This is a genomic window from Saccharibacillus sp. O23 (assembly GCF_002205895.1).
Taxonomy (GTDB): Bacteria; Bacillota; Bacilli; order Paenibacillales; family Paenibacillaceae; genus Saccharibacillus.
Genome location: NZ_NJDE01000006.1, coordinates 1 through 20892, shown reverse-complemented (window position 1 = coordinate 20892; position 20892 = coordinate 1). Strand labels below are relative to the sequence as shown.

Below are 20892 nucleotides of genomic sequence, written 5' to 3'. Positions count from 1 at the left end.
AAAAGCTGGACGCCGACCGGCAATAAGGCGAGGTTGCGTTCGCCGAAAATCGGCTTAAACCGCGCGTGTTTCCGGCGAGCGCGAACCGTAGATTCGATTCGGTCGGCTCACTCGATGCTTTTTCGTTTCGCGGCATAGATATCGATCGCGCGCAGCCAGTTGATCCGCGCCAGCCGCGCCGCTTCTTCCCCGCTGCGTTCTTCCAACATTCCGATCAGCGCTTCGTGGTCTTCGACCGAATCGCGGGTAAGAATGATGGAGTTATGAAAAAACAACCGACGGACATGAGCTTGATAGGTCGAGATGGTATTCGCGAGGTACGAGTTGTCCGCCGATTCGACGATCGCCCCGTGGAACTCTTCGTCCAGCTTGAGCGCGTAAGCCGTATCGCCTTTGCCGAGCGCTTCCGCGAATTCGGCGTTCAGCCGGCGCAGTTCCTCGATGCCTTCCGGCGCGATCCGCGCCGCGGACAATTCGGCGGCGAGGGATTGAAGCGCGGCGAGCGGCGGCAGAATCTTCGCGATGTCTTCGCCGTCGACTTCCGTCACCTGCGTCGACACCCCCGGATTCATCTCGACGAATCCTTCGACGTTCAAGAGCTGAAGCGCTTCGCGAACGGGAGTCCGACTGACGCCCAGCGCGTTCGCCAGCTCGGCGTCGTTGAGTTTCTCGCCCGGTCTCAGCGTCCCGTCGATGATCCATTCTTGAAGCTGCTGGAAGGCGCGCTGTTTGGCCGATAATCGATGCGGAGTTGCAAAACCTGTTGGAATCGGCATGACGCCCTCCTTCTTTTTCGTTGAAAATAGCTAACACGCATGGTCAAGATTCGTTCATTATAGTCGTTCATAATCCGTCATGCAATATATTGCATACGTTTTCGGAAAAATTTTATATCCGCGCTGCGCGTACATGACATTTTGATGGCGATTTCTTTTGACGGATTTCTTGGCGGCGATGGAAGGTTTTTAGGCAGGAGGGAAGCGCTTTTACGGAAAAAGGCTTGCTTCGACAAGTTTCCGGCGATAATCCGCCGAGACGGACAGGGTACAGACGTTCGGTTAAGCATGTTATAATAGGCGGATGGCGAAAAACAGAGCGACACGCATCGATGCGAACTTGCCGTCGCGTTCGGCGATCGGGCAGCAAACGCAGGAGAACACGACAGGAGGACGATGAAAGAATGAACGAAAACGCGGCGTTCACCGACGAACAATGGAACACGCTGGTCGACGGCGTAGCCGACTCCTATGACGATCTGACGCTCAAACGCGGATTTCAATACGAACGAATGGGCAGCGTGCAGCAGCTTGCGCTGTCGGACGACCGCAAGCTGGAAGCGGAAGTCGCGGAAGGACAACAGCTCTGCCGGGTAAGCGTGGATCTGGACGCTCCCGCAGGCGGCCTCTGCGACTGCAAAGACCGCAAGCCCTGCCGTCATCAGGCGGCGGCGCTGATGAAACTGGCGCGACTGCGCGGCCGACCGGTATCGGCGCTCGCGAACGCGAGTCTGGGACGGGCGAAACAAACGGCAGCGGAAAGCGAAACGCAGACGCGAGGTTCGGAACGCGAAGAATCGGCGCGCGTCCCGAATCCCGTCCAAGACGAAACGCGTCGAAACGGCCTTCGGAGCACGGAGACGAAAACGGACGGCGAAGCCGGCGGACCTGCGCCGAACGCACGGCCGAACAAAAGCGAGATTCGTTCGGGCGAAGAGGCAAGCCGAGCTTCGCGAACGCCTGCTTCGGCCGACGATTTCCCCGGCTCGGACGAACGAACGGCTCCCGGCGGATCCCACGGCGAAGAACAAGCGGCCCTGCTGGCCGCTTCCGGCCTCTCCGCTTGGCTGCGCGGCTTCGAAGAGACCGCTTCGGCGCTGGAAGGCCGAACGCGCAATCCGCGCTTCGCGGAATTGACGCTGGCCGGCATCTTCTCCGCGATGCCGCCGCTGCGGCCGGGCATCGAAGATGTGTACCGCCTGAGCGCGCATCTCTTCGTCCTGCGCATCTTGACGGCTTCGTCCAGCGGGTACTACGCGCATCTGGCCGTCTCCGAGACGGCATCCGGCATGGAAGCCCTGCTGTCGCGGCCGCTTCCGCAGCGGGAAGATCCTCAGGTCCAAGAACGCCTTGCGGAAACGCTGCGCCTGCTTCGGAAGCAGATGCTGACGGAACCGCGCGAACAGGACGCGTTCTCGCGCGGTTATTACGGCCTGCTCAACGCTTGGGTCGCGCCGATTGACGGAGACGAGCAAGAACGGATCGAACGCTACGAATCGGAACTCCAATTCCTGATGGACGAAGAACGCGAACTCGGCCGTTCGCTGAACCGCCTCGCTTGGCTGGGCGCGAACGCTTGGAGCCGTTTCTGTCTGGGACAAGACGAGCGGGCTTGGACGCTCTTGAACGAAGCGGCGGACAAGCCGTATTTCTCGCCCGCCAAGCTGCCGGATTTCTTCGCTCCGCTTGCCCGTTCCGGCCAATGGGAACGGCTGGCCGGTTGGCTGGAGCGGTTCGGTCCGCTGCTCGAACGGGCGCGTTCCGGCTTGGCCGAATACGGCCGGGTCTGGGACGAGACGCTCGCGCATCTGCCGGAAGCCGAACCGGGAATGTGGAAGACGCTTAGCGGGATGCTTCCTTACGCCTCCGACTTCTACTCGGCCAAACTGCTCGAACGCGAGCGCTGGGACGAATGGATGGATTACCAACTGTCGAGCGGCGCCGAACCTTCGAGTTTCAAAGTCTCCGAGCTGGCTCCGCTGGAGAAGAACGCGCCGGAACTGCTGCTTCCGTTCTATCATCAGGCCGTCGAGCGGCTGGTGGAACATCGCAACCGGGACGGCTACAAGCGGGCGGCGAAGCTGATCAAGCGATTGGAGAAGCTGTATAAGAAAATGAAGCGCGAAGAGCGCTGGGACGCTTTCATGGAATCGTTCAACGCCAAATACGGGCGCCTGCGCGCTCTTCAAGAAGAATTGAAGAAAGGAAAACTGATGCCATGAACGCAGTAATGGAAACCGTGACGGTGCATGCCGTGTTGAGCGAATACGGCGACGCTCTGCTGTACGGAACGAAGCCGACTTACGGCACGATGCCGGGCTTGTATTTCAAGCAGCTCTTGTTCGCGCGGCACGAAGAATCGTTCTACGGCACGGAGCTCGAGATGCAGAGCAGCGGCGACGTCGAACTGGTCCTGCTGCCGGCCGAAATGGTGCTGGATTTCTTCGCGGCGCGGCCGCTGCTGCGGCACGTCGAATGGAGCTTCGAAGGCGACGCGGAACTGCTCGCGCGCTGCGCGCCCGCTCTGGCCGCGAGCATCGCGGCGCGGGCTTACAAACCGGATTTCGCCGCGTATCGCGGAGGCAAGCTTCAATGGAAATGGGATCGCCACGCGCTCAAGGCACGCGAGCACGCGTCCGTCTTGGCTTCGCTGGACCGGGGCAAGCTCCGGGGGGCGAATGCCCAAGCGGCCGCCGAGCGCAGCGGCGGCACAGAACGGCTCGGCGACGAGGAAGCTTACGAGGAAGCGCTGTTCGGCGGCCGCAGCGAGGAAGACGACGTGGAGGAGACTTTCTTGGCCGGGCTGCGCGCGGCGTATACGGCGGCGGTGTTCCGGCTGCGCTACGGCAGCGAGCAGGCGGCTCTGGACCTGCGCCGCGAGTATCCGCGGCTGTTCGACCGCGGAGCGTCGGCGGCGGGCCTCGACGAGGACGCCTGGCTGGTCGCGGTCGGTTGGCGCGAAGATGCCGCGCCGTTCCGTCCGGTCGTCCGGTTCCTCGAACCGGACGAAGAGAGCGCGGACTGGCGGCTGCAGTTGGCTCTTCAGGACAAGAAAGACGAGGCTTCGCTCGTTCCGATCACCCTCTCGGACGCCGGCGTCGCGGCGGGAAGCTGGCCGAAGGCATGGGACAAGCATGTGCGCGAACGCAGCGCGGAATGGCTCAAGAGCCTGCGGACCGGTCTGCCGACGCCCCGCGTGGCAGCCGGTCCGGACATTCTGGCCCGCGGCATGGGCGGGCCGGCGGCTTGGCAGTTCCTGACGAAGGACAGCCCGCGGCTGCTGGACGCCGGATGGCGGGTCCTGCTGCCGGCTTGGTGGCAGGCGGCGAGCAAGAAGAAACCGAAGCTTAAGGCGCGGATCAAGGAAGAAGAAAGCGGCGACGGCAAAAAAGGCGGCCGCTCCGTGTTCGGTCTCGATTCCGTGCTGAACTTCGATTGGCGCATCGCGATCGGCGACGCCGAATTCAGCGAAGAAGAGTATCTGGAACTGGCCGCGAAGAACGAGCGGCTCGTGCAGTTCCGCGGCGAATGGGTCGCGCTCGACCCTGCCCTGCTGACCCAGATCAGCCGCATGATGAACGGGCTGGACAAGAAGAACGGCTTGTCGTTCCAAGATATTCTTCAGCTGCATCTGATGAAGAAAGAAGCGGAGAACGGCGAAGAAGACGAACGTGCCCGCGCCGAAGAGAACGCGCGCTTGGAACTCGAAGTGCAGCTCAGCGGCCATCTGGCTTCGCTGATCGACCAGCTCGGCCAGAAAGAAGCTTGGCCAGCGATCGATATCCCTCAAGGCCTGCGCGCCGAGCTGCGCAACTACCAGCGCGAAGGCTTCGGTTGGCTGGCCTTTCTTCGCCGGCTGGGGCTGGGCGCCTGCCTCGCCGACGATATGGGTCTCGGCAAGACCGTGCAGCTTATCTCGTATCTGCTGCACGTCAAAGAAAGCCGCGCCGAAGGGCTTCCGCGCGGCTCGGAAGCCTACGCGGATGCCGCTCCGCGACGGGCCGCTTCGAAGCGCGGCCCGTCTCTTCGCTCCGGCGGCGCGGCTTCGGGCGCAGGCGGCTCCGCGCCCGCTTGGCTTCCGCCGGACGACGGCATCATCCGGCCCGGTTCCTATCCGCTGGAAGCTTCTCTCATCATCTGCCCGACGTCCCTGCTGGGCAACTGGCAGAAGGAGATCGCGCGCTTCGCGCCGGATCTTCGCGTCATGCTGCACTACGGCAGCGGCCGCCGCACCGGCGAAGCTTTTGCCGCGGCGGCTTCGGACGTCGACGTCGTGCTGACGTCTTACGCGACTGCGGCGCTCGATCAAGAGCTGCTGCGCGGCTTCAATTGGCTGACCATCTGCCTCGACGAAGCGCAGACGATCAAGAACGCGCAGACCAAGCAGTCGACCGCGATCCGCAGCTTCAAAGCGCTGCACAAGATCGCGCTGACCGGCACGCCGATCGAGAACCGGCTGTCCGAACTGTGGTCGATCTACGACTTTATGGTGCCCGGTTATCTGGGCGGTCCGAAGTCGTTCCAAGAACGTTTCGCGAATCCGATCGAAAAAGAACAAGACGAAGACAAGATCGGCGAACTTCAGCGGCTGGTCAAACCGTTCATGCTTCGCCGCAAGAAGAAAGACCCGAATATCCAGCTCGACCTGCCGGAGAAAAACGAGATGAAGACTTATATCCATCTCACGCCGGAACAAAGCGTGCTGTACGAGCAGGTCGTCAAGCAGCTGCTCAAAGAAATGCCGCAGCTCGAAGGCATGAAGCGCAAAGGCGCGATCTTGTCCGCGCTGACCAAACTCAAACGGCTGTGCGATCATCCGGCTCTGGCCTCGGACGAGTCGCCCGCGATCGATCCGGACGAGGCTCCGGATCTGGACACGCTGATCGAACAGTCCGCCAAGCTGTCCCGGCTCGTCGCGATGGTCAAAGAACTGCGCGCCGAAGGCGAACGCTGCTTGATCTTCACCCAATACATCGGCATGGGCGAGATGATGCAGCGCGTGCTCGGCGAAGAACTGGGCGAGCAGGTGCTGTACCTCAACGGCAGCACGCCGCGCACGGTGCGCGAGCGCATGATCGAGCAGTTCCAAGCGAAGGAACAGCCGCCGGGCGAGACGACCGCCGTGTTCATCCTGTCGCTCAAAGCGGGCGGCGTCGGACTCAACCTGACGGCGGCCAACCACGTCTTCCACGTCGACCGCTGGTGGAACCCGGCCGTCGAGAATCAGGCGACCGATCGGGCGTACCGCATGGGCCAGACCAAAGACGTGCAGGTCCACAAATTCATCTCGATCGGCACGCTGGAAGAACGGATCGACGACATGTTGGAGAGCAAACAGCAGCTCAGCGACAGCGTCATCGCCGGTTCCGAAGGCTGGATTACCGAATTGTCCGACAACGCGCTGCGCGAGCTGTTCACGCTGCGGCGCGGATAACCTGTTAAGGAGGCTCTGCCCTGATCATGACTTCATCCGATCTTCAATCCGATATCGTATTGGCTTACGAAATCCCGCAGCCCGAAGAATTTATGGCGCTGCGCGTCGCCGGCGGCATGAGCGCAAGAACGCTTGAAGCCGCGCGGCAAGGACTTCCCAACTCGCTGTTCTCCGTCACGCTGCGGCAGTCCGGCCGGCTCGTCGGCATGGGCCGCGTCGTCGGCGACGGCGGCTGCGCTTATATCGTATCCGACATCGTCGTCCATCCTTCCGCGCAGCGGCGCGGGCTCGGCCGACGCATCATGACCGAAATCGAGCGGTATTTGGAAGAAAACGTTCCGTCCGGCTCGTTCGTGAGCCTGATCGCCGACACCCCGGCGGACGAGCTGTATCGGCACTTCGGCTTTATCGAGACCGCGCCCGCTTCGATCGGGATGTATCGGCCGAGCCGGAAACGTTCGGAATAAGACCGGTTTCGTCTTATCCGAATCTCAGCCTGCTTCCGTATTCCTGCGAGACTTTCGTTAACGGAACGTCGATTCGTTATACGGCCGATCGTCCTCTTTTTCGGCTGAAATCCTGCCTTTTTTCACGCTAAGCGTTATCTCGTTCCGTTAGAATTGCAAAACGGCTTCGAATGTCCGCTAAGCGCCTTCTCGTTCCGTTAGCCCGCGAAGAAAGGTCAAGTTCGATGGTCGATGCGCAAGAGATCGCAGCGGCTATTCAAGCGACGAAGCGCCCTCCGCATAGGAAGTGCCTAACCCAAAAAAAGAGACGAAGCGGCTTCCCCGCTTCGTCTCTTTTCTTTTTCGCTTGATACTTTTCAGAGGCTTTTTTCCTGTTGAAAAAGCCGCCCCGCTCACGCTTCCGCCGCCACTCCGAAATGATCCGAGACCACCGGGCCGTTACGGCCGTCCAGCACGACTTCGGACTTCTTGGCCTCGATCGTCTCGCTGCACAGAATGTAGTCGATCCGCAGCGGGCGTTCGTTGTCGGACCAGCCGGCGATCGCTTTGAGCACAGTCGAACCTTCGTCTTTTTCCGCCGCTGCCGTATACAGGTCGCACCAGCCGCGTTCCATGACGTAGTCGTACCCTTCGCCGCGGATCTGCGCCACGTTGTTCAGGTCGCCTAGCATGAAAATCCGTTCGCCCGCATCGCGCAGCGGCTTCAGCAGGTCTTCCGCACGGTCCCATTGTCCGCGGAACGGTTCTTCTTCGTCGTGCCACCAGCCGCAGTGGGCGCTGAACAGCCAGAACGAGTCGGACTCGCCCGTCGGCTCTTTTGCCGTCGCGTCGAGAACCCGATCTTCTCCGGTCTCTTCGCCGCCCGCCGGCGCGAGCGACGTCTTGACCCCCAGCATCCGCCGGGTCTTGTAGTTCATGTAATCCCGGATGCCCGATACGTAGCCGTACCGCGCATCGGTAATCGGTTCGCGCGTCAGCACGGCCACGCCTTCGTCGTAACGGCCTTGATACGCGCTGTGCGTCGACAGCCAAGACCAATGATAAGGCGCGTCCAGCAGCTCGATCAGCAGCAGCGCGTAATTGTCGGCGCGGATCGTCGTTCCCGGTTCCGCTTCGTAGTATCTCGCCAATTGTTCCACGCTTGCTTCCGCCGCCGCAGGAGACTGATTGACCTCTTGAAGCGCGATCAGATCGAATCCGCGTTCGTTGATAAAGTCGGCCAACTGCCGAATTTTGTGCTCCTGTTCGTCTTCGTGCCAGGCGTGGGTATTCAACGTCAGCAATTTCATTTTATCACCTTTTTTTCGCAATTTTGGACCTTAAGGACCTTGAATCCTCCGGAACTGCTCAGCTTCCACAGTGTACCATAATCGACATCGTAAGCGCAGGACGCGCTCGTTCAGGCTCCGAGTCGGCACTGACGGTAAAGATGCTCGGACGCAAAAAAGCCGACGTTCCCGCTTAAAAAAGCGGCAGCGTCGGCTCAAACGGTCGCGATGCGTTGTTTTTCGATTATGTGAATGTCTTTCTCGACTGTTTTGAATCGCCTTTCACAAGGCAGCTTGTCGAACAAGGCCGAAGCAACCCTGCACGTCGGCGATTTGTTCGTTCGCGGAGAAGGGAACGCCCTCCGAATCGCAAGCCCGTTCCTTCTCCTCTCCGGACCTTCTTAATTCGCCGCCAAGCCGGGCGGCAGGATCGGCCGGTTCGCTACCGGCGTCGCCAGAACGACGGACGTCTGCACGGTGCCGAAATCCATCAAGTGATTCACCAGTTCGCGCAAGCCCGGCGTTCCGGCCACGGTCGCTTGCAGGAAATAACCCGCGTGACCCGTCACCCGATGGCATTCCACGATATCCGGCTGACTCTGCACCCATTGTTCGAAATGCTGCGGGCTGACCCGCAGATCCGTCATTTGCACGACGAGGCGCGTATCCCGGCCGACGGCCGGAGGCGATATGCGGGCGGTATACCCTTCGATGACGCCGCGCTCTTCGAGCCGATGCAGACGTTCGGCCACGCTCGGACGGCTTAGCGACAATTCGCTGGATAAGGCGGTGACATTCATCCGTCCGTTCTCTTGCAGCAACCTCAGAATCTTCACATCCAAATCGTCCAACCTTAGTCCCCCTAAACTACGTTGTATAACGTAAATTTATTTTGCTTTCGGCAAGCAGAACTTGCACGCATGATTGCCGCAGGCTCTCCCCAATGCGAGCCGGAAGCGCGTACCCGATCTTATGTCTTCGACATTTTGCCGGTTGCAGTTTCGAACCCCTCCTCCTTATTATATCACTCTTGAATGATGAAACGGTATCCGACTCCGGGTTCGGTTACGATTAATCGCGGCTGGGACGGATCTTCTTCCAGCTTCTTGCGCAGATGCCCGATATAGATCCGCAAATAGTGGCTGTCCCCTTCGTCGTGCTGACTGCCCCACACTTTCTGAAGGAGCTGACGCTGCGTCACCACCTTGCCCGCATGGGAAGCCAGCGTCTTGAGCAAATCGTATTCCGTAGGCGTCAATTTTACCCGCTCGCCCTGCCGTTCGACGGCGCGCTGAGCGAGATCGATGCTTAAGTTCCCGCTGCGGATGACCGGTTCTTCGGCCGATTTGACCGTATGGCGAAGCGCGACCCGGATCCGCGCGACCAATTCGCCCATACCGAAAGGCTTGGTCACGTAATCGTCCGCGCCCGCGTCGAGCGCGGCGATCTTGTCCCGCTCTTGGTCTTTGGCCGTGAGCACGATAACCGGGACCGTCGACCATTCCCGAATCCGCTCCAAGACCTGCATGCCCGTGAGGTCCGGCAGTCCCAGATCCAGTACGATCAGATCATGCGGAGACAGCGAAGCCTGCATGACGCCTTCTTCTCCCGTCTCTGCTTCCTGTACGGCATAACCGTGCGCGGCCAACGTCACCCGGAGCAGCTTGCGGATCTGGGGTTCGTCGTCCACGACCAGAATGCGGGCGCCCGCCGCCGTTTCATTCGTCATCTCGCTCGCCTCTTTCTTCGTCGTTTTCTTCCAAGGATGCTTGGCGCCGCTCGGCTTGCGCCGAAGATTCTTCGGGCAGCGGCAGCGAGACGGTGACGATCGTACCGGTCCGTCCGTCCCGTCTCGACTCGGCCGCGATATCGCCGCCGTGCAGATCGACCACGCCTTTGCAGATCGCAAGTCCCAAACCGGTGCCGGACACGTGCTGCGCGGCACCCGAACGATAGAACTTTTCGAAAATGCGCCCTTCTTCGCCCGGCGTCAGTCCCGGCCCTTCGTCCGAGATCTTCAGCGTCAGCCTGCCTTCGTCCGCCTCCGCCGCGATTCCGATCTCGCTGTCTTCCGGACCGTATTTGATCGCGTTGCCGAGGATATTGCCGATCATCTGCTCCAGCAGCACTTCGTCGCCTCGCAGCATGGGCAGATCGTCGGGAATCGAGATGTTCAGCTTGCGGCGGCCGAGCAGATCGCGGATCTGGGCGATCGAGACGCCGACCAGATCCTGCACGTCGCACCATTCGCGGCGCAGCGTGAGCATGCCGCTCTCCAGCCGCACCATGCCCAGCAGGTTCTGGACCAGCCGATTCATTCGCATCGCTCCGCCCCGGATCGTCTCCAGCAGCTCCATCCGGTCTGTCGGAGAGAACAGTTCGTCGTTCTCGATCAATCCCGTCGCCGAACCGATGATGGTCGCAAGCGGCGTGCGCAGCTCGTGCGAGACCGAATCGAGAATCGCCGTGCGCAGCCGTTCCGATTCGGCCGTCAGATGGGCGAGCTTGGCTTCTTCCGCCAATTTGAATCGCGCGATCGCGGCGGCGGCCAGGTCGCATAACGCTTGAAGCAGGCGTCTCTGCTCGCGGCTCAATCGGCCGTCGCTTCCGTCTTCCCGCTTCGGAAGACGCACGGCCAGCACGCCGTAAATCCGGTCTTCCGTCCGCAGCGGCATATACAGCCCCGGCAGTTCGCGCAGCGTCTTCGAACCTCGTCCCGCTTCTTCCCCGTCCTCGTATACCATGCGCACCACGACTTCTTCTTCGCGCGCCCGTTCGCCTTCTTCCGCCGTCTGCGCCGAAGCATGCACGCGGCGCAGCGCGCCGGATTCGTCAGGCATATAGACCGAAGTCTCCGCTCCGATCGTCTGGGTCAATTGACGCGTTACCCCGTTCAGCAGCGAAGAGACGTCCGCCACGTTCCCGATCTGACGGCTGAACGCGTACAGCGAAGCCGTATGCGCTTCGCGCTGGTGCGCCTCGCGCGCCCGCTGTTTGAGCCGACCGGCCAGCGTGGCGGTCAATCCGGCGACGCACAGATAGACGGCGAACGAGATCAGATAACGCAGATCGGCGACCGTGAAGCTGAGCTGCGGCTCGATGAAGAAGAAATCGAACGTCAGCATGCCGAGCACCGCCGCATAAAGCGACGGTCCGAGTCCTCCGTATACCGCGCTCAACAAGACGGGGAAAAGGTAGATCAGCGCGACGTTGACGATCTCCAGCACGGCGGCGTACCGGTGCAGAATCAGTGTCAGCGCCGCGGTGAGCAGCGTGATCGACGCATAGACGAACCCTCGCTGAAACCCTGCTTGGTACGGAGCCTCTGTCCGTTCTTTGCGCTCCGATCGGACGATCGCCGTTCCCGCTTCGCTCGGCACCACGCGGATATGAATCCCTCGGCTGCCGCGGATCAGTTTCTCGGCCAGCGTTTCGCGCAGTCTTGCGCCGAAGCGCGAACGCAGCGTCTCGCCGACGATGATCTGCCGAATGTTCTGCCGCTCCGCGAAGCGGAGCAGTTCTTCTTCCGCCCGGCGGCCGTCCAGCATGAACGTCTCGGCGCCCAGTTCTTGAGCCAGCCGCAGATGGCGCTCGGCGTCGTTTTGCTTGCGCGCGCCGGCATTCAATGCCTTTTCTGGCGTACGCACATGCACCGCGATCCAGCCGGTTTTCAGCGCGGCGGCCGTCCGTCTGCCGATTCGCAGCAGCTCTTCCGTGGACGGTCCGGAACCGACCGCGACCATGACTTTCTCCGCCACCGGCCACGGACCAACGCTCCCTCCTCCGGAAGAATCGCCGCGGCGGTTGTTCAGATACTCGTCAAGCCGGCTGTCCATCCGTTCGGCCGCGAAGCGAAACAGCATCTCCCGCAGCGCGGACAAAGCGCCTTCGTCGACCGTACGGCTCCCGCTTCGGCGCAGGATCTCGTCGGGCGGCGCGTCCGCGATCCGCAGCACGTCCGCCTGTTCGACGAAAGCGTCGGGAACGGTCTCGCGCAGCTCGCGTCCCATGATGCGTCCCGCCAACGCGTTCAGACTCTCCACATGGCCGATGTTGAGCGCCGCGTACACGTCGATGCCGTTGTGCAGCAGCGTCTCGACGTCCATATACCGTTTGGCGCGTACCGAACGAACCGAATTGCGCGCTTCCAGCCGGTCCACGATCACGAGCCGCGGATTCGACTCCAACAGTCTTTCCGTATCCAGATCCCCGCCGATCTCCGGCGCCGCGGGCAGCGACGCTTCTTGCAGCAGCGCCAGCGTATCCGGGTAATGCGCTTCCGCGCCGGACACCGAGCAGCGTACCGAAATGCCCGACTCCGCTTCGCGAATCGCCGCTCGGAGCATCGCCTGCGTCTTGCCGGAGCCCGGCGCGGCCCCCATAAACAAAGTCAATCTGCCTCTGCGCATTCCGCTTTCTTCCGCCTGTCTCATGTCAGCTCTCCCGTCGGCCGCAGCCCGCTTGTGTTCCTCTGCTTCAATTATAGATCACGCAGCGAATCAATAGCCAAACCAAGCGGCGAAAAAGGCATAAAAAACGCATAAAGATCGCGTAAAAAGGCGTAAAAATACCGTAAAAATGAACGTAAAACGGAGAATTAAAGAGTAAATAAGAGCAAACGAAAGATTGAGCTTCTCGGCATTCCGCAGCCGCCCCAGACGTCGGCAGGCCGCTTCCTACCGCTTGCGGGAGGTTTTACAGGTCGGCGGCACAGGACTAAGATACGGAACGTGAACCAAGCGCCGGGCGGCCTGAAAATCAGGCTGGGCGGTTCCGAAGTGAGAACGGAACCGCCGAGCCGCAAAAGACCGCTTCCGCATCGTAAGTGCGTTTCTCACCGCACCCACGATGCCGGTCACTTCTCAACAAGATCAGGAGCCCGATATGAAAGACGAAAACGAAAGTTACGCTCTGCTGACCGTCCCTTGCGCAAGCGCCGCCGCCCGAAATTTCCGCGCGGAATTGGAACGTCACGGAATCCCGGTAGCCGTACTGACCGACGACCTCATCGAAAAGGAACGCTGGGCGAAACAAGGCGTTCATACGCTTCTGTGTCCCGGCATCGCATCCGACGAGTCGGAGCTTCCCCCGTTCCCGGTTCAGGCGGTGTATTTGTTCGAAGATACGCTTCGTCACACCTGCAGTTACCTTCAGTTCGCGACCGATCGAATCTGCGCGCCGGTGTACGTCATCGCGCAAAGTTCCGTTTCCGCCGGACTGTACAAGCGATTGGGAGCTTCTTACGTTCTATGCACGCATGCCGACGACGTAGGCTTCCTGATCCCGACAAACTTTGAACCAAAGGAAGGTTGAACATGACCGACATTCTGATGATCGCCTTGATGGCGCTGCTGACTCTGATCGCGCTCGGCTTGTCCGTCTGGTCCGGCAAAGTCGCTTCGGAAGGAAGTGACGGCCGATGATCTGGCTGCTCGCAAGCCTCGTTACCCTGCTGTTCCTGTATCTCTGCTACGCGCTGATTCATCCCGAGAAGTTCTAATTTGGAGGAGATTTCGTGACTACACTCAGCATCATCGCCATACTCGTTACGCTGTTGATCGTCGTGGCGCTCGCCAAGCCGGTCGGCTTATATCTGGCGGCGGCGTTCGATTACGGTTCCGGCAGCCGACTGAACCGCGTCTTCGGACCGGTCGAACGGCTTATCTATCGCATCGGCGGCATCCGCGAAGAGAATCAGAGCTGGAAGACTTACGCCGCCTCGCTGATTTGCAGCAATGCCGTCATGATCTTCCTGATCTATCTGGTCCTTCGCTTCCAAGGCATGCTGCCGCTCAATCCGGCGGGCATCCCGAATATGGAACCGTCATTGGCTTTCAATACCGCGATCAGCTTCATGGCGAACACCGACCTTCAGCATTACAGCGGCGAGAGCGGCGCGTCGTATCTGTCGCAGGCCAGCGTACTGGTATTCGCCATGTTCGTCTCTCCGGCTACCGGCCTGGCGCTGGTCATGGCGTTCATTCGCGGATTGACCGGCAAAGGAGCGGGCAATTTCTTCGTCGACTTGATCCGCGCGTTGACCCGCGTGCTGCTGCCGGTCGCGTTCGTCTCGGCCCTGCTGTTCGTGTTCATGGGCGTGCCGCAGACGTTCGAACCCGCCGCGACGGTCACGACGCTCGAAGGGGCGCAGCAGACCATCGCCCGCGGACCGATCGCCTCGTTCCTCGCCATCAAAGAACTGGGCAACAACGGCGGCGGCTTCCTCGGCGTCAACTCGGCGCACCCGTTCGAGAATCCGAGCGGTCTGAGCAATCTGCTTCAGATTCTGCTCATGATGCTGGTGACGACCGCGCTGCCTTTCGCTTACGGCAAAATGGCCGGTTCGATCAAACAAGGACGCGTGCTGTTCGTGTCCATGCTGGTGATACTGATCGTGATGACCGGCATCTCGCTCACGGCCGAAAGCGCGGGCAATCCGGTGCTGAACGCCCTCGGCGTCCAACATGCGCAAGGTTCGATGGAAGGCAAAGAAGTCCGTTTCGGCGAAACGCAATCGGCGTTCTATTCCGTGATCACCACGGCTGCCGAGACCGGGGCCGTCAATACGATGCACGACACGCTGACCCCGATCGGCGGACTCGTTCCGCTGGCGAACATGATGCTGAATACCGTATTCGGCGGCATGGGCGTAGGCTTCGTCAACGTCTTGATGTACGCGATCATCGCCGTGTTCTTGTCCGGCCTGATGGTCGGACGCACGCCGGAGTTCCTCGGACGCAAGATCGAAGGCAAAGAGATGAAGCTGATCGCCGTCACGCTGCTGATTCAGCCGTTCCTGATTCTCGTTCCGACGGCGATCGCGCTGGCGACCCATCCGGAGACGATCTCCAATCCCGGCTTCCACGGGTTGACGCAGGCGCTGTACGAATACACGTCGTCCGCCGCCAACAACGGTTCCGGTTTCGAAGGACTGAGCGACGCCAACACGTTCTGGAACGTCTCGACCGGCATCGTCATGTTCCTCGGCCGTTATCTCTCGATGGTCACGCTGCTCGCCGTCGCCGGTTCGCTGGCGGCCAAGAAGCCGATCCCGGAATCGTCCGGGACGTTCCGCACGGATACGGCCATGTTCGGCGCGGTCTTCGTCGGCATCGTGCTGATCGTCGGCGCGTTGACCTTCTTCCCGGCCGTCGTGTTGGGACCGATCGCCGAACAGTTGACGCTGTGACGCCTCGCAGCCGCGGAATCCCTTATTCAACTTACGAAATGGAGACGCTGATTTATGGATAAGAAAAAAAGCATGTTGAGCGGCGAGATCGCAAGCAGCGCCTTGAAGCAGTCGTTCGTCAAACTCGATCCGCGCATCATGGCCCGCAATCCGGTCATGTTCGTCGTGGAGATCGGCTTCCTGATCACGCTGCTGCTGTGCTTCGCGCCGGGCGCGTTCGGCGGGACCGTACCTCGCTGGTTCAATATCGTTACGGCGGTCATCCTGCTGCTGACGCTGCTGTTCGCGAATTTCGCCGAAGCGCTGGCGGAAGGCCGGGGCAAAGCGCAGGCCGATTCGCTCAAAAAAACCAAAAAAGATATCAGCGCCAATAAACTCGGCAGCGGCGGCGCGATCAAGGTCGTGCCGGCTTCCGAACTGCGCAAAGGCGATTTCGTCGTCGTCGCGGCCGGCGAACTGATCCCGGGCGACGGCGAAGTGGTCGAAGGGCTCGCTTCCGTCGACGAATCGGCGATTACCGGCGAATCCGCTCCCGTCATCAAGGAAGCGGGCGGCGATTTCAGCTCCGTAACGGGCGGCACGAAGGTCGTCAGCGACCGGATCAAAGTCCGCATCACCGCCGATCCCGGCGAGTCGTTCCTCGACCGGATGATCTCGCTGGTCGAAGGCGCCAAGCGCCAGAAAACGCCGAACGAGATCGCGCTGAATACCGTACTGGTCAGCCTGACCCTGATCTTCATGATCGTCGTCGTCACGCTGCCGTTCCTATCGGACTTCTTGAACATCCGAATGGAGATTCCGATCCTGATCGCCCTGCTCGTCTGCCTGATCCCGACCACGATCGGCGGGCTGCTGTCCGCGATCGGCATCGCGGGCATGGACCGGGTCACGCAGTTCAACGTCCTCGCCATGTCCGGCAAAGCGGTCGAAGCTTCCGGCGATATCAATACGATCATTCTCGACAAGACCGGTACCATCACCTTCGGCAACCGGATGGCGAGCGAATTCGTGCCGGTCCGAGGCATCCGCGAAGAAGAGACCGCCTACTGGGCGGCGATCAGTTCGCTGAAGGACGAGACGCCGGAAGGCCGTTCCGTGCTGGAACTGATGAAAAAGAACGGATTCTCCTATGACGAAAACTTGGGCGACGGCGGCGAATTCGTCGAATTCAAAGCCGAGACCCGGATGAGCGGCATCGATCTCGAAGACGGCCGCATCGTGCGCAAAGGCGCGGTCGACGCCGTCAAACAATGGGTTCGCTCGCGCGGCGGCAGCGTTCCCGACGATCTGGACGCCGCGAGCAACGCGATCGCGACGGCGGGCGGCACGCCGCTGGCCGTCGCGGTGGACAGCCGCATCTACGGCTTGATCTACCTCAAAGATACCGTGAAACCCGGCATGAAAGAACGCTTCGAACAGATGCGCCGCATGGGCATCAAGACCATCATGTGTACCGGCGACAATCCGCTGACGGCGGCGACCATCGCCCGCGAAGCGGGCGTGGACGACTTTATCGCCGAGAGCAAGCCGGAAGACAAGATCGCGGTCATCCGCCGCGAACAAGCGGAAGGCAAATTGGTCGCCATGACCGGCGACGGAACCAACGACGCGCCCGCTTTGGCGCAGGCCGACGTCGGCATCGCCATGAACAGCGGCACGGTCGCCGCCAAAGAAGCGGCCAACATGGTCGATCTGGACTCCGACCCGTCGAAGATCATCGAAGTGGTCGCGATCGGCAAGCAGCTCTTGATGACGCGCGGCGCGCTGACCACGTTCAGCATCGCCAACGACGTCGCCAAATATTTCGCCATCATTCCGGCCATGTTCATGATCGCCATCCCGCAGATGCAGACTTTGAACATCATGCGGCTGGACTCGCCGCTGTCGGCCATTCTGTCCGCGCTGATCTTCAACGCGATCATCATCCCGCTGCTGATCCCGCTGGCGATGCGCGGCGTCGCGTACAAACCGATGAGCACGAGCCGTCTGCTCGGCAAGAATCTGCTGATCTACGGGTTCGGCGGAATCGTCGCCCCGTTCGTCGGCATCAAGCTGATCGACCTTGCGGTGCAGCTCTTCATCTGACCGTCGGATCGATAACGGCGGCCCCGAATTACCGTTTGTCCTATCTCGGCACTCTGCCCGGCTCGCGGAATCTCCCGACCCCGGCAGCGTGCCTTCATTTAACGGAGGAGAATTTCTATGCGAATCATCTGGGTTACGCTGCGCACGACGTTGACCATAGCCGTCGTCTGCTGCATCGTCTATAACCTTGCCGTCTGGGCGGTGGCTCAAGCAGCCGCGCCGGACAAAGCCAACGGCAGTCTGATCAAGAACGCCGAAGGCCAAGTCGTCGGTTCCAAGCTGATCGGCCAGAGCTTTACCGAACCCGGTTATTTCCACGGCCGCGTATCGAGCATCGACTACGACGCGAACGGTTCGGGCAGCCCGAACTACGCGCCGTCGAATCCCGAGCTGCTGAAGCGCGCGGAAGAATCGCTGTCTGCGTGGAAAGCCGAAAATCCCGACGTGCCGGTATCCGAAGTCCCGATCGATCTGATCACCAACTCCGGCTCGGGTCTCGATCCGCAGATCAGTCCGCAGGCCGCCGAAGTTCAGGTCCCCCGCGTCAGCAAAGTCACCGGAATCTCCGAAGACGAGCTGCGCAAGATGATCGCCGACCATACCCAGGGCCGCTCGCTCGGCTTGTTCGGCGAACCGGCCGTCAACGTGCTGGAGCTGAATCTGGACGTGCAGGCGGCGCGGAAGTAAGCGCGGCGCGGGAAATACGAGCGGAATCGGAAGGAAGACGATCGATATGCCTGATTTCAAAAGAAAATCGCCGGAGGAAATACTGAAGTCGATCAATGCGCTGTACACCGGCCGGCTCAAGATCATCATCGGGGCCATCTCCGGCTCCGGCAAAACGTATCATATGCTTCGGGACGGTCAGACGCTCAAAAATCAAGGGGTCGACGTCGCCTTATGCGCCGTCTCGACCATGCAGCGGCCGGAAACGATGGAACAGCTCGAAGGGCTGGACCGGATTCCGAGCATCCATTGGCGGCATGCCGACGGCGGCGAACGCAAAGACCTCGATCTGGACGCGATCCTGAAGCGCAATCCCGAGGTGCTGCTGACCGACGGGCTCGCTCACCGCAACCGCCCCGGCGCGCCGAACAAGACGCGGTTGGACGATATTCGTTTGCTGCTGGAAAAAGGCATCAGCGTGATCGCGACCGTCAACGTCTACGAGCTTCAAGGCGTGACCGAGATGGCGCGCAAGCTGATCGGCATCGAAGTACAGGAGACGGTTCCTGCCGATACGCTGGAGCTGGCGGACGAAGTGCGGCTGATCGACGTCACGCCCGAAGCGCTGCTGGCGCGGATCGAAGACGGCCTGCTCAAGAAAGTGAAAGACAAAAACTTGTTCAACCGAGGAAATATCGGCGTGCTGCGCGAATTGACGCTGCGGCTGGTCGCCGAAGGCGTGAACGGAACGCTGCTCAAATACCGGGACGAACAAGGCTATATCGGAGCGTCCGGCACGGCGGAGCATATTCTGGTGTCCGCGCAGTACCATTGGAACGGGTCGATCCATATCCGCCGGGGCCAGCAGATCGCGCAGCGGCTCGGCGGCGAGCTGTCCGTCGTCACGTTCGTGAATCCCGGCGAGAAGCTGGGCCGCGAACGCGAAGAATTCCGGCGCTCGATCCGCAAGCTGTGCGAGAAGATCGGCGCGAAACTGCACGAGATCAAGATCCGTTCGCGCCGCGAAATTCCTTCGACGTTGGTGCGGCTGGCGCTGGAGCAGAATATCTCGCGCATCGTGATCGGCCATTCCAACCAAACGCGGGCGCAGGAGTTCTTGCGCGGTTCGATCGTCGCCGAAGTCGTCAAGCGCACCCGCAACGTCGACGTGTTCGTCGTGGCCGACAGCACCGCGGGCGGCGGCGAACGCATCCTGCCGACCAAACGCAAAGAACCGCTTCGCGACCCCGCCGGTCCTTACCGCCGCCTCAGCGAAGAACAGGCCGGACGCAAGATCGAAGAGATCAAGCGCGGACGTTTCAAGGTCTACATCGGAGCCGCGCCGGGCGTCGGCAAGACGTATACGATGCTGCGGGAAGGCAATATTTTGCTCAAAAAGAATATCGACGTCGTCATCGGACTGCTGGAAACGCACGGCCGCCAAGAAACGCAAGGGCAAGTCGGATGCCTCGAACTCGTGCCCCGCGCGGTGTTTCCGTACAAAGGCGCGCAGCTCGAAGAAATGGACACCGACGCGATCATCGCCCGCAACCCGGAAGTGGTGCTGGTCGACGAACTGGCACACACGAACGTCCCGGGCAGTCTGAACAAAAAGCGCTACGAAGACGTCATCCGCATCCTGAACGCGGGCATCTCCGTCATCTCCACCATGAACGTTCAGCATCTGGAAAGCCTCAACGACAACGTCGAGCAGTTGACCGGCGTGCGGGTACGGGAAACGGTACCGGATTCCATCCTCCGCCTCGCCGACGAGGTCGAGCTGATCGACGTCACGCCGAAAGCCCTTCAAGAACGCATGCGGGAAGGACGAATCTATGCGCGGGAAAAAGTGGATCAGGCGCTGGGGAACTTTTTCAAGACCGGCAATCTGATCGCGCTGCGCGAGCTTGCCCTGCGGGAGATCGCGGACGACGTGGACGAACGCTTGGAATCGTGGGAACGCAAAACGTCGCTGCGCGGACCGTGGCGGCGCGAAGAAGTGATCTTCGTCGCCGTGACGCTCAGCCCGAACGCCGAGCGGCTGATCCGGCGCGGTTTCCGGATCGCGTACCGGCTCAAAGCTCCGTGGTACGTCTGCTATATTCCGGACGGAAGCTGCCCGATCGACCAGACCGAAGAACGCATCGAGCAGCTTCGGCGGCTGACCCGGCGGCTCGGCGGAACGTTCGATCTGGGCGAACGCGTACCGACGCGCCGTCTGCACGAAGAACTGCTGACCCGGGCGGACGCCCGCCGCTGCACGCAGTTGATCCTCGGCCAGACCCGGCGTTCGGCCGCTTACCGGCTGCTGTTCGGTTCGCTGACCCGCCGGCTGCTGCGAACGGCGCGGCATATGGACCTGCTGATGGTCGCCCGTTTCGACCACGCCGCGCAGGTGAAGCAGGGCGAATGAAGCAAAAGGAGGAACTGAAGCAGGATGAGCGAAAGAAGGTTGTCCGGTATCGAAATGTTTGCGTTTGACGTTGTGATGGAACCGCGGGAAAACGAGCCGCGCAAAGCGATCCGCCGGTACGGCCTGCTGAAGCTGTCCTGCGGGGCCGCCGCCGGTTACGGCGTCTGCCTGATCTCCGAAGGCTTCGCGCCTGCGGACCTCGTGCGCTGGAGCGCCTGCTTCGCCCGGCTGCGAGGCTTGACGCCGGAAGAAGCGTCGGCCGCCGCCGCGGCCGAACGCGGGAGCGCGGCGGAACGCCACGCCGAGCAGCACGCGCTGCTGCGCCGCGCGCTGGCCGACCTCCGGGCGGCGCTCGAAGCGCGCCGGGCCGGGGCGCGCCTGCTGCTCGGCCTGGGCGCGGCCGGCCTGCTGGGCGGCTTGGCCGCCCGAGGCTCGGCGCACGGCGCCGAGCAGTGCGCCGCTGCTGCGTCGCCCCGCTGCCCGGCCGGCCGCCTCGCGCCGCATCCCCCCCCCCTCCCCTATCACCCGGACCCGTTACCGCGCGCCCTGCCCCGCGCATCGGAGCGCGCATGCGTCGGACGCCGACCCACGGCC

The 20892-nt window shown here is 61.4% G+C and carries 15 protein-coding genes; 10 read left to right on the top strand and 5 right to left on the bottom strand.

Annotation, left to right across the window (positions count from 1 at the left end; translation table 11 throughout):
* Positions 1–107: 107 nt before the first annotated feature.
* Positions 108–776: a GntR family transcriptional regulator gene (locus CDO73_RS07970; RefSeq protein WP_088487995.1), complete on the bottom strand. Its 669-nt coding sequence runs from the start codon at positions 774–776 to the stop codon at positions 108–110.
* 404 nt (positions 777–1180) lie between these two features.
* Here CDO73_RS07970 and CDO73_RS07965 point away from each other — a divergent pair, with 404 nt between their 5' ends.
* Genes CDO73_RS07965 through CDO73_RS07955 form a run of 3 tightly spaced genes read left to right on the top strand, consistent with a single transcriptional unit; the run spans position 1181 to position 6677 of the window.
* On the top strand, positions 1181–2998 hold the full coding sequence (locus CDO73_RS07965) for a hypothetical protein (RefSeq protein WP_088487994.1): 1818 nt from the start codon (positions 1181–1183) through the stop codon (positions 2996–2998).
* Positions 2995–6210, top strand: coding sequence for a DEAD/DEAH box helicase (locus CDO73_RS07960; protein WP_088487993.1), 3216 nt, complete (start codon positions 2995–2997; stop codon positions 6208–6210). The genes CDO73_RS07965 and CDO73_RS07960 overlap by 4 nt, the downstream gene beginning before the upstream one ends.
* 26 nt (positions 6211–6236) lie before the next feature.
* The gene (locus CDO73_RS07955; protein ID WP_088487992.1) at positions 6237–6677 is read left to right on the top strand and encodes a GNAT family N-acetyltransferase; all 441 of its coding nucleotides are present in this window, start codon (positions 6237–6239) and stop codon (positions 6675–6677) included.
* A gap of 392 nt (positions 6678–7069) precedes the next feature.
* On the opposite strand, the gene CDO73_RS07950 is transcribed toward CDO73_RS07955, so the two are convergent.
* From CDO73_RS07950 to CDO73_RS07935, 4 genes are all read right to left on the bottom strand, one after another.
* On the bottom strand, positions 7070–7966 hold the full coding sequence (locus CDO73_RS07950; RefSeq protein ID WP_088487991.1) for an endonuclease/exonuclease/phosphatase family protein: 897 nt from the start codon (positions 7964–7966) through the stop codon (positions 7070–7072).
* Positions 7967–8346: 380 nt separating this feature from the next.
* Positions 8347–8796, bottom strand: a complete 450-nt coding sequence (locus tag CDO73_RS07945; protein WP_088487990.1) for an Lrp/AsnC family transcriptional regulator — start codon at positions 8794–8796, stop codon at positions 8347–8349.
* A 173-nt stretch (positions 8797–8969) separates the two neighbouring features.
* Positions 8970–9674, bottom strand: coding sequence for a response regulator (locus CDO73_RS07940; protein ID WP_088487989.1), 705 nt, complete (start codon positions 9672–9674; stop codon positions 8970–8972).
* Positions 9664–12378, bottom strand: coding sequence for a DUF4118 domain-containing protein (locus CDO73_RS07935; protein ID WP_088487988.1), 2715 nt, complete (start codon positions 12376–12378; stop codon positions 9664–9666). Before CDO73_RS07935 ends, CDO73_RS07940 begins: the two co-directional genes overlap by 11 nt.
* 451 nt (positions 12379–12829) lie before the next feature.
* Between CDO73_RS07935 and CDO73_RS07930 the strand changes: the two genes are divergently transcribed.
* From CDO73_RS07930 to CDO73_RS07900, 7 genes are all read left to right on the top strand, one after another.
* Positions 12830–13258 (top strand): hypothetical protein, encoded by a 429-nt coding sequence (locus CDO73_RS07930; protein ID WP_088487987.1) that lies wholly within the window; start codon positions 12830–12832, stop codon positions 13256–13258.
* 106 nt (positions 13259–13364) lie between these two features.
* Positions 13365–13445 carry a K(+)-transporting ATPase subunit F gene (gene kdpF / locus CDO73_RS27425; protein ID WP_088487986.1) on the top strand — a complete coding sequence of 27 codons (81 nt, stop codon included), beginning with the start codon at positions 13365–13367 and terminating at the stop codon, positions 13443–13445.
* Between the two features lie 15 nt (positions 13446–13460).
* On the top strand, positions 13461–15134 hold the full coding sequence (gene kdpA, locus CDO73_RS07920; RefSeq protein ID WP_088487985.1) for a potassium-transporting ATPase subunit KdpA: 1674 nt from the start codon (positions 13461–13463) through the stop codon (positions 15132–15134).
* Positions 15135–15188: 54 nt separating this feature from the next.
* Positions 15189–17219, top strand: a complete 2031-nt coding sequence (gene kdpB, locus CDO73_RS07915; protein ID WP_088487984.1) for a potassium-transporting ATPase subunit KdpB — start codon at positions 15189–15191, stop codon at positions 17217–17219.
* 117 nt (positions 17220–17336) lie between these two features.
* Positions 17337–17906: a potassium-transporting ATPase subunit KdpC gene (gene kdpC, locus CDO73_RS07910; protein ID WP_088487983.1), complete on the top strand. Its 570-nt coding sequence runs from the start codon at positions 17337–17339 to the stop codon at positions 17904–17906.
* Positions 17907–17952: 46 nt separating this feature from the next.
* Entirely contained in the window at positions 17953–20298 is a 2346-nt protein-coding gene (locus tag CDO73_RS07905; protein WP_088487982.1) for a universal stress protein, read from the top strand.
* 24 nt (positions 20299–20322) lie between these two features.
* Positions 20323–20892 (top strand): hypothetical protein (locus tag CDO73_RS07900; protein WP_088487981.1); only part of this gene is annotated, 570 nt, incomplete at its 3' end.